This window comes from Kitasatospora sp. NE20-6 (assembly GCF_045862635.1).
Map to the genome: position 1 here is coordinate 171,120 of NZ_BPRL01000022.1, position 7,437 is coordinate 178,556.

The 7,437-nt window shown below is 74.8% G+C and carries 5 protein-coding genes; all 5 read right to left on the reverse strand.

All coding sequences use genetic code 11. The annotated features are described in order from the left end of the window. Positions 1-30 precede the first annotated feature (30 nt). Positions 31-582: a CGNR zinc finger domain-containing protein gene (locus tag SNE206_RS19415; RefSeq protein WP_407914677.1), complete on the reverse strand. Its 552-nt coding sequence runs from the start codon at positions 580-582 to the stop codon at positions 31-33. A 177-nt stretch (positions 583-759) separates the two neighbouring features. Continuing rightward, positions 760-1,188, reverse strand: coding sequence for a hypothetical protein (locus SNE206_RS19420; protein ID WP_407914678.1), 429 nt, complete (start codon positions 1,186-1,188; stop codon positions 760-762). 372 nt (positions 1,189-1,560) lie between these two features. Next, on the reverse strand, positions 1,561-4,347 hold the full coding sequence (locus tag SNE206_RS19425; RefSeq protein WP_407914679.1) for an AAA family ATPase: 2,787 nt from the start codon (positions 4,345-4,347) through the stop codon (positions 1,561-1,563). Between the two features lie 383 nt (positions 4,348-4,730). Beyond that, complete coding sequence (locus tag SNE206_RS19430) at positions 4,731-6,269, reverse strand: MDR family MFS transporter (RefSeq protein ID WP_407914680.1); 1,539 nt, start codon at positions 6,267-6,269, stop codon at positions 4,731-4,733. Between the two features lie 197 nt (positions 6,270-6,466). After that, positions 6,467-7,437, reverse strand: a 971-nt coding sequence (locus SNE206_RS19435; RefSeq protein WP_407914681.1) for an aldehyde dehydrogenase family protein, incomplete at its 5' end; no start/stop codon positions are given.

Genomic DNA, 7,437 nt, shown 5'->3' on the forward strand with positions numbered 1-7,437 from the left:
CGGGCGTCGGGAACGGCGCCGGACGCACGCTCAGGAGCCGGCCTCACCACTGTGGCGCGCGCGGTAGGTGGCGGCCTTGACCCGGTTGCCGCAGGTCTTCATGGCGCACCACTCCCGCCGGTGACCGCGTGAGCGGTCCAGATAGACCTGGGTGCACTCGGGCCGGGAACACTCACGGAGCAGCGCGGCGTCATCGCCGCCGAGGATCTCGACGGTCTCGCGAGCGAGTGCGGCGAGCCCTTGGGCCGCACCCCCGGTCCTGGTGGCACCGTCGGCGTACAGGCGCAGCGTCACGGGCAGTCCGGCCGCGTGCCTGTTCACCTCGGCGATCGCCCGCGGCGGCAGCGCTTCGCCGTGGAGCCGGGCGCCGATGAGCGCGTACATCGACTCGCGCAGGTCCACGGCGATGTCGAGGTCGGTCTCGTCGGCGCCGGGTTCGGCGTCGAGCATCCCGGCCTCCACGAACCAGGCGTCGAGCTGCCGGGGGGTGGCCAGCTTCTCCGCCGGTGCCTCGTTGCGCCGCGCGCGCAGGGTTCCGACGAAGTCGAGGGGCAGGGTTCCGCAGGGAAAGGCATGCATCACCTCACCATCCTGACCGGTTGCCGCCCCGTCAGGCAATCCACACCTCGGGCGGGCCTGCTCATGCGGGTGCGGTGCGGTGAACCGCACCCGGCGCGCCCTCGACCGTGCGCTCTCGACCAGGTGCCCCCGACCAGGTGCCCTCCGGCGGACGGCCCGACCGGCCGCCGCCGTCGGTGATCAGCGGGCCCGCAGAGGGCCGGCGAACGACTTGCGCAGGGACGACGGCGCGACCGCGGGGAGCAGCGACGCCAGGATCTTCCCCTTCAGGGTGCCCGGCTCTCTCGTCAGCCGGACGTCGACGCGGGTTCCGTCCCCCTCGGGGGTCATCCGGAACACCCACCCTCCCCCGGGCCCGAAGATCTTGGAGTCGAGGGTGGTGATGGTGACCTCGTCGCCCCCGGGCGCCCAGTCGTAGCGGGCACGTTCCCAAGCGGCGCCGGTGCCCTCGGTCACCTCGGCCCAGCCCTCGCCGAGGCCGTGCACCTCGAAGTGGTCCGCGTCGATGGTGGGCCAGGCCTCGGCCCTGGCCGGGCCGAAGTCGGTGAGCACCTCCAGCACGGCGGCCGGGCTCAGCGAGGAGAGGAGATGGAAGTTCACGACTGTCACGGCGTCTCCAGGTACGTGTGCACGTGTCGGATCATTCGGATCATGCCGAACGACACGCGGGATGACATGGGTCTGCGGGCGCTCTCCGCCCGGCCGCATCCACTCTGCTCACCCGGCGGGGCGGCGGCATCCGTCAGTTGACCGCCTGCGGGAGTTGAGTCACGGGACTCCGTCCCCGGCGGTTGCCGCGGATGCCGATCCGCGCCGGGCCCCTTCCGGCAGGCCCGGGTGTGCTCCTCCCGATGCCTCCGCCGCCCGGGCCGGTCGCGGTGACGGGTCGACACGTGTGTCCTGGCGCCGTCGGCACGGTGACCGTCGTCCGACGGGTTCGCGGCGGCCCGCTCGGCGCGGGAGCGGCGGTGCCGATGGGTGTCAGGCGGACGGCTCACCGGCGTCCGGTGCGAGCAGCGCGTCCCGGAGCGCGATGCGGGAGGCGATGCCCAGCTTCGGGTAGATCTGGTAGAGGTGGGCGCCGACCGTCCGGTGGGAGATGAAGAGGCGTTCGGCGATCTGCTTGTTCGTCAGGCCCGTGGCGGCCAGCTCGGCGATCTCCCACTCCTGCGGTGTGAGTGCGCGGGCCCCTCGGCCGTCCGGGACCGCCACCGGTTCGCCCGCGGCCCGGAGTTGCTTGCGGGCGCGTTCGGCCCACGGGACGGCGCCCAGGCGCTCGAAGGTCCGCAGGGCCGCCGCGAGCGGGGCTCTGGCGTCCGAGAGGGCCCGGGCCCGGCGCAGCCGCTCGCCCTGGGCCAGGCGTACCCGGGCCAGGTCGAAGGGCCACTTCTCGACGTCCGGCGCGCCGACCGCCCGCGCGAAGAGGCGGGCGGCGTGCAGGTCGTCCGTGGAGGCGATCGCCTCCGCGCCGGCGGCGAGGAGCGCGAGACGGGGCGAGAGCGCGGCGAGGTTCGTCTCCTGCACCGCCCGTACGTGCGCCGCCGCTGCTTCGTGCCGGCCGGTGCGCACGGCCGATTCCACCAGGTCGAAGAACACCCAGAGGGCGTGGGGGGTACGGGGGGCGAAGCTGCCGGCGGGGCTGACGGCGTCGGCGTGGCCGAAGGCCCCGTCGAAGTTCCCCTCCGCGATGTCGGCCAGCAGGTGCACCTGGCGGGCGCAGTCCGTGCTCATGCTCACCCCGCGCGGTGCCGCCCAGTCGGTCATGGCGGCGGCCAGGGTGCGGGCCTGTCCGGCGTCACCCCGGGAGGCGACGACCAGGCCCTTGGTGAATTGGAAGAACCAGGTGCAGACGCTGTAACCGGAGTCCGCGCACAGGGCGAGGCCCTCGTCGGACAGGTCCAGGGCCTCCTGCCACCTCCCGCGCAGGTAGTCGTCGAGGCAGAGGTGGAGGAGGGAGCCGATGTGGCGGCGCACCGGTCCGCCCTCGCGGCCCTGCCGGACCACGCGCCACGACGCCTCGCGCAGTGCCGACAGCCGGTCCGGGTAGATCGCCGCGGCCCCGATGCGCACGATCTCGGCGAGTTCGGTGCCGGTGGTCACGCCGTCGATGATCGCGTCGAGCCGGCGCAGCGTCGCTCCGTCGGCGTGCAGGGGGTCGGAGAAGGTCCGGGCTCCGATGCCGAGCAGGGGCGGGGCGGCGGGCCGCAGCCGGGACAGCGCCGCGTCGAACGGTGCCCACAGCTCCTCCTTGCCCCCGTAGCTGCACAGGAGCATGAGGAAGTGGAGGGTGTCGACGAGTGCGGGGTCGTCGGCCCGGTGGCCGTGGCCGCCCTCCTCGACGGCGCCGACCAGCAGGCGGTGGGCGGTGGCCACGTCACCGTCGCTGTTCAGCAGGAGCTGGACGGCGGCGCCGGCCGCCCGCAGGGAGACCCCGTGGCCCGGGTCGGCCCGCCGGGCGTCCTCGAGCAGCGCCGAGGCGCTGCTCAGCGCTCCGACGGCCTCGGCCCCCACGTAGGCCGCCTCGGCGAGGCGGCGGGCGCGGTCGGCGCCGAGCGGGCTGAGGTCTGCGGCGCGGGTGAGCGCGGCGATGGCGGCCACGGCGTCGCCGCGCTCCAGGATGTGGCCGGCCGCGTGCTGCAGGAGGGCGGCGACCTCCTCGTCGGGTTGGAGGGTGGCTTCCCCCAGGTGCCAGGCACGCTGCACCGGCCGGTGTTCCAGGACGTAGGCGAGGGCGCGGTGGGCGGCGCGCAGGCGGCTGCTGGTGGCGGCCTCGACGACCGCCGACCGGACCAGGGGGTGGCGGAACACCAGGCGGTGGGTGCCGCTGTCGACCCGGACCAGTTCGTCGTCCTCGGCCGGGCCCAGGTCCTCCGGTCCGGTGCCGTCGTCGATCCGGCGGGCCGCCGCGGACAGCACGCCGAGGTCGCCGGTGCCGTCGAGGGCCGCCAGGAGCAGCAGGTCGCGGGTGGCGGCGGGCAGATCGCGGACGCGGGTGAGGAACAGGGACCGGAGACGTTCGCCCAGCGGCAGGATGGCGGGCGGGATGTCCCGGGCGCGCGGCTGGTCCTGGCTCAGGGCGTTGGGGAGTTCGAGCAGCGCCAGGGGGTTGCCCTGGGCGGTGTCGAGCAGGCGTCGGCGGACCGGACGGGCCAGTGCGGGGAACCGGGTGTCGACCAGGCGCGCCGCCGCCTCGGGGTCGAGCGGGGAGAGTTCGTGGGTCGGCAGGCCGGTGTGTTCGAAGAAGCCACCGGCGCCGGTACGGGCGGCCCCGAGGAACCGGACGCGTTCACCGGCCGTCCGCCGGGCGACGAATCCGAAGACGGCGGAGCTGGCGCGGTCCACCCACGGCAGGTCGTCGACGACCAGCAGCACGGGGGCTCCGACGGCGGCCGCCCGCAGCAGGGCCAGGGCGGCGTTGCAGACGACGAAGCGTTCCGGCGGGGCGCCGGCTCCCAGCCCGAGGGCGACGTCCAGGGCCTCCCGGTGGTGGGGGCCGAGGCGGTCGAAGACGTCCTGGAGCGGGAGGAGCGCCTGGTTCAGTGCCGCGTAGCTGATGTCGGCCTCGAACTCCACACCCGCCGCGCGCAGGACGCGCGTGCCCGCGGCGGCGGCCGCGTCGGCCGCCGCGTCCAGCACGGCGGACTTGCCGATGCCGGGCTGCCCGGACAGCAGCAGGGCGCCGCTCTCCCGCTCGTGGGTGGGGCCGGCGGTGATGCGGTCCAGGTCGCGCTCCCGGCCGACCAGCGGGTCGGTGGCGCCGAGGTTCACCGGGGACCGCCCCGGGGCTTCGCCGTCCGGGAGGGCACCGTCCGGGAGGGAGCCGTCCGGGAGGGGGCCGTCCGGGAGGGGGCCGTCCGGGAGGGGGCGGGGGCGAGCGGGGGCGTGTGGGCCGCCCGTGCTGCCACGCTGTGCCCCATCCATCTCCTCCGCCGTCTCCTTCGCCGTCGCGAGGGGCCAGTCTAGGGCGCGTGCCCGAGCCCCGGCGGGCCTGCCGACGGGACTGCGGGCCAGGCCACGGGCCTGCCGGCGGGACACGGCCAGCGGGGTGCTCTCGGGCCGGATCCCTGCTGCCGGGCGAACGGTCGGGGCCCGGCCGGCCGCCCCCGACCGGCCGCTCCCTCCTGGCCGCCCCCGCCCGGGCGAGCCGCGGCTCAGGCGACCCGCGAGCGGACGTCCGCCTTCCTGGCCGGGCGGTCCCCGGCGGCCGGGCCGGTGCCCGCCCGGCCCTGCCGGAGCAGCAGGGTGAGCACGGCGCCGACGGCCAGGGCCGGGGCGATCCACAGGAAGGCGCCGCCGGTGGCGTGGGCGAACGCGGCCCGTGCGAGGTCCTGGGCGTGGGCCGGGAGCTGGGCGAGGGACTCGGGCCGCGAGGGGTCGAAGCCGCCGGTGCGCGGCAGGTCACGGGTGCGGGTCGCGAAGCCGGCGGTGAGCAGGGCGCCGAAGACCGCGACCCCGAAAGCGGCACCGATGGACCGGGCGAAGGTGACCACGGCGCTCGCGGCGCCGATGTCCGCCGCGGGTACGGAGTTCTGGACGGCGGTCAGCACGACCATCGGGACCATGCCGATACCGGCACCGGTGATCAGGAAGTAGGCGCTCAGGACGAGGGTGCCGGTGGTGACGCCGACGGTCGACAGCAGGACCAGCCCGGCCAGGTTGACGACCAGTCCGGAGACCAGGATCAGGCGCAGGCGCCCCGCGTGCGCCGCCCAGCGCCCGGCGAGGGACTGGCTGAGGACGAGGCCGACGACCAGCGGCAGCATGTGCACGCCGGACAGGGTCGCCGAGACGCCGTCGACGATCTGCAGGTAGGTGGGCAGGTACACCAGGACGCTGAACATGGCGGCGTTGGCCGCGAAGCCGATCAGCGAGGAGAGCACCACCGTGCGGGAGGTGAGCATGGTGACCGGCAGGACGGGGGCGGCGGCGCGGCGTTCGACGGGGACGAACAGGACGGCGAGCACGGCGGTGGCGGCGGTCAGGCCGACGATGGCGGGAGAGGTCCAGCCCCAGCGGCCTGCGAACGAGGTGACCAGCACCAGGCCGGTGGCGATGGCGGCGAGGATCAGGGCGCCGGCGTGGTCGACGGGGGCCCTGGTGCCGCGGACGCCCGCGGGGAGGACCCGGGCGGCGACGGCGAGCGCGACGATGCCGATCGGCAGGTTGACCAGGAAGGCCCAGCGCCAGGAGAGCTGGTCGGTGAAGACGCCGCCGAGCAGCGGCCCGATGATGCTGGCGACGCCGTACACGGAGCCGAACAGGCTCTGGTAGCGGCCACGCCGCTCGGGCGCGACGATGTCGCCGACCAGGGCGAAGGTCAGGACGATCATGCCGCCGCCACCCACGCCCTGCAGGACGCGGGCGCCGATCAGCTGGGGCAGGTCCTGCGCGAGACCGCAGGCCACGGACGCCGCGAGGAACACGGCGGTGGAGGTCAGGTAGAGCCGTTTGCGGCCGAACATGTCGCCGAGCTTGCCCCAGAGCGGGGTGACGGCGGTCGAGGCCAGCAGGTAGCCGGCGCTGACCCAGGCGATGTCGTCGAACCCGTCGAGGTCGGCGGCTATCCGCGGCAGCGCGGTGGAGACGATGGTCTGGTCGAGGGCCGCGAGCAGCACCGCGAGGACGAGGGCGCTCATCGCGGCGCCGACGCCGCGGGTTCCGGGCGCCTGGGAGGGCTGTTCCTTGGGCATGGCAGGTGTTCCTGTCGGTCGAGGACGCGCCGGGCTGCGGTTTCGCGGCCGGTACCGGCGGCAGGGACGGGACGGGGCCCGGGGGGCGGCGGACGACCGGGGTGACCGCCGCCGGGGCCGGGGGTGCCGCGGCACGGCCGGGGGCCGCGCGGCACGGGCGGCAGCGGCCGGACAGCCGCCGGTCCGCGGGTCGTGCGTCAGAGGGTGATGGTCTTGTACTCGGTGTAGCTGCCGAGGCCCACCGCGCCGTACTCGCGGCCGGTGCCGCTGGCCTTGAAGCCGCCGAAGGGACCGTCGAAACCGACCGCGGCACCGTTGACGGTGACCGTGCCGGTACGGATACGGCGGGCGACCCGCAGCGCACGCTCCTCGTCGGCGGACCAGACACCGCCGGACAGGCCGTACTCGGAATCGTTGGCGATGCGGACGGCATCGTCCTCGTCCTCGTAGGCGATGACCACCAGCACCGGACCGAAGATCTCCTCCCGCGCGATGCGCATGGAGTTGTCGACGTCCGCGAAGACCGTCGGAGTCACGTAGTTGCCGCCCTCCAGCCCCACCGGGACCTGCGGCCCACCGGTGACCAGGCGGGCACCCTCCTCGATGCCGAGCGCGATGTACTGCCGGACCCGCTCCTGGTGCCCGGGGGTGATCATCGGCCCGATGAAGGTGTCCGGATCCACCGGATCACCCACCCTGAGAGACTCCACGAGCTCCTTCAGCGCGGCGACGACCTCCTCGTAGCGGCTGCGCGGAGCCAGGATCCGGGTCTGCGCGATGCAGGACTCCCCGTTGTTCAGCAGGGAGGAGAACTTCAGACCCTGCACCGCCGCACGGATGTCCGCGTCCGGCAGGACCACCGCCGCCGACTTGCCCCCCAGCTCCAGACTCACCCGCTTGAGCTGCTCCCCCGCGATCGAGGCGATCCGCCGCCCGGCCCGCGTCGAACCCGTGAACGCGATCTTGTCGACCCCCGGATGCGAGACGAGGTACTCACTCGTCCCCCGGTCCGCGGGCAGCACACTGACCACCCCCCGCGGCAGCCCCACCCGCTCCAGCAGACCCGCGAGGAGCCCCATGCTCAGCGAGTTCTCCGGCGAGACCTTCAGAACCACCGAGTTGCCCGCCAGCAACGCCGGAATGATCTTCGAAGTCGCGGACGAGAACG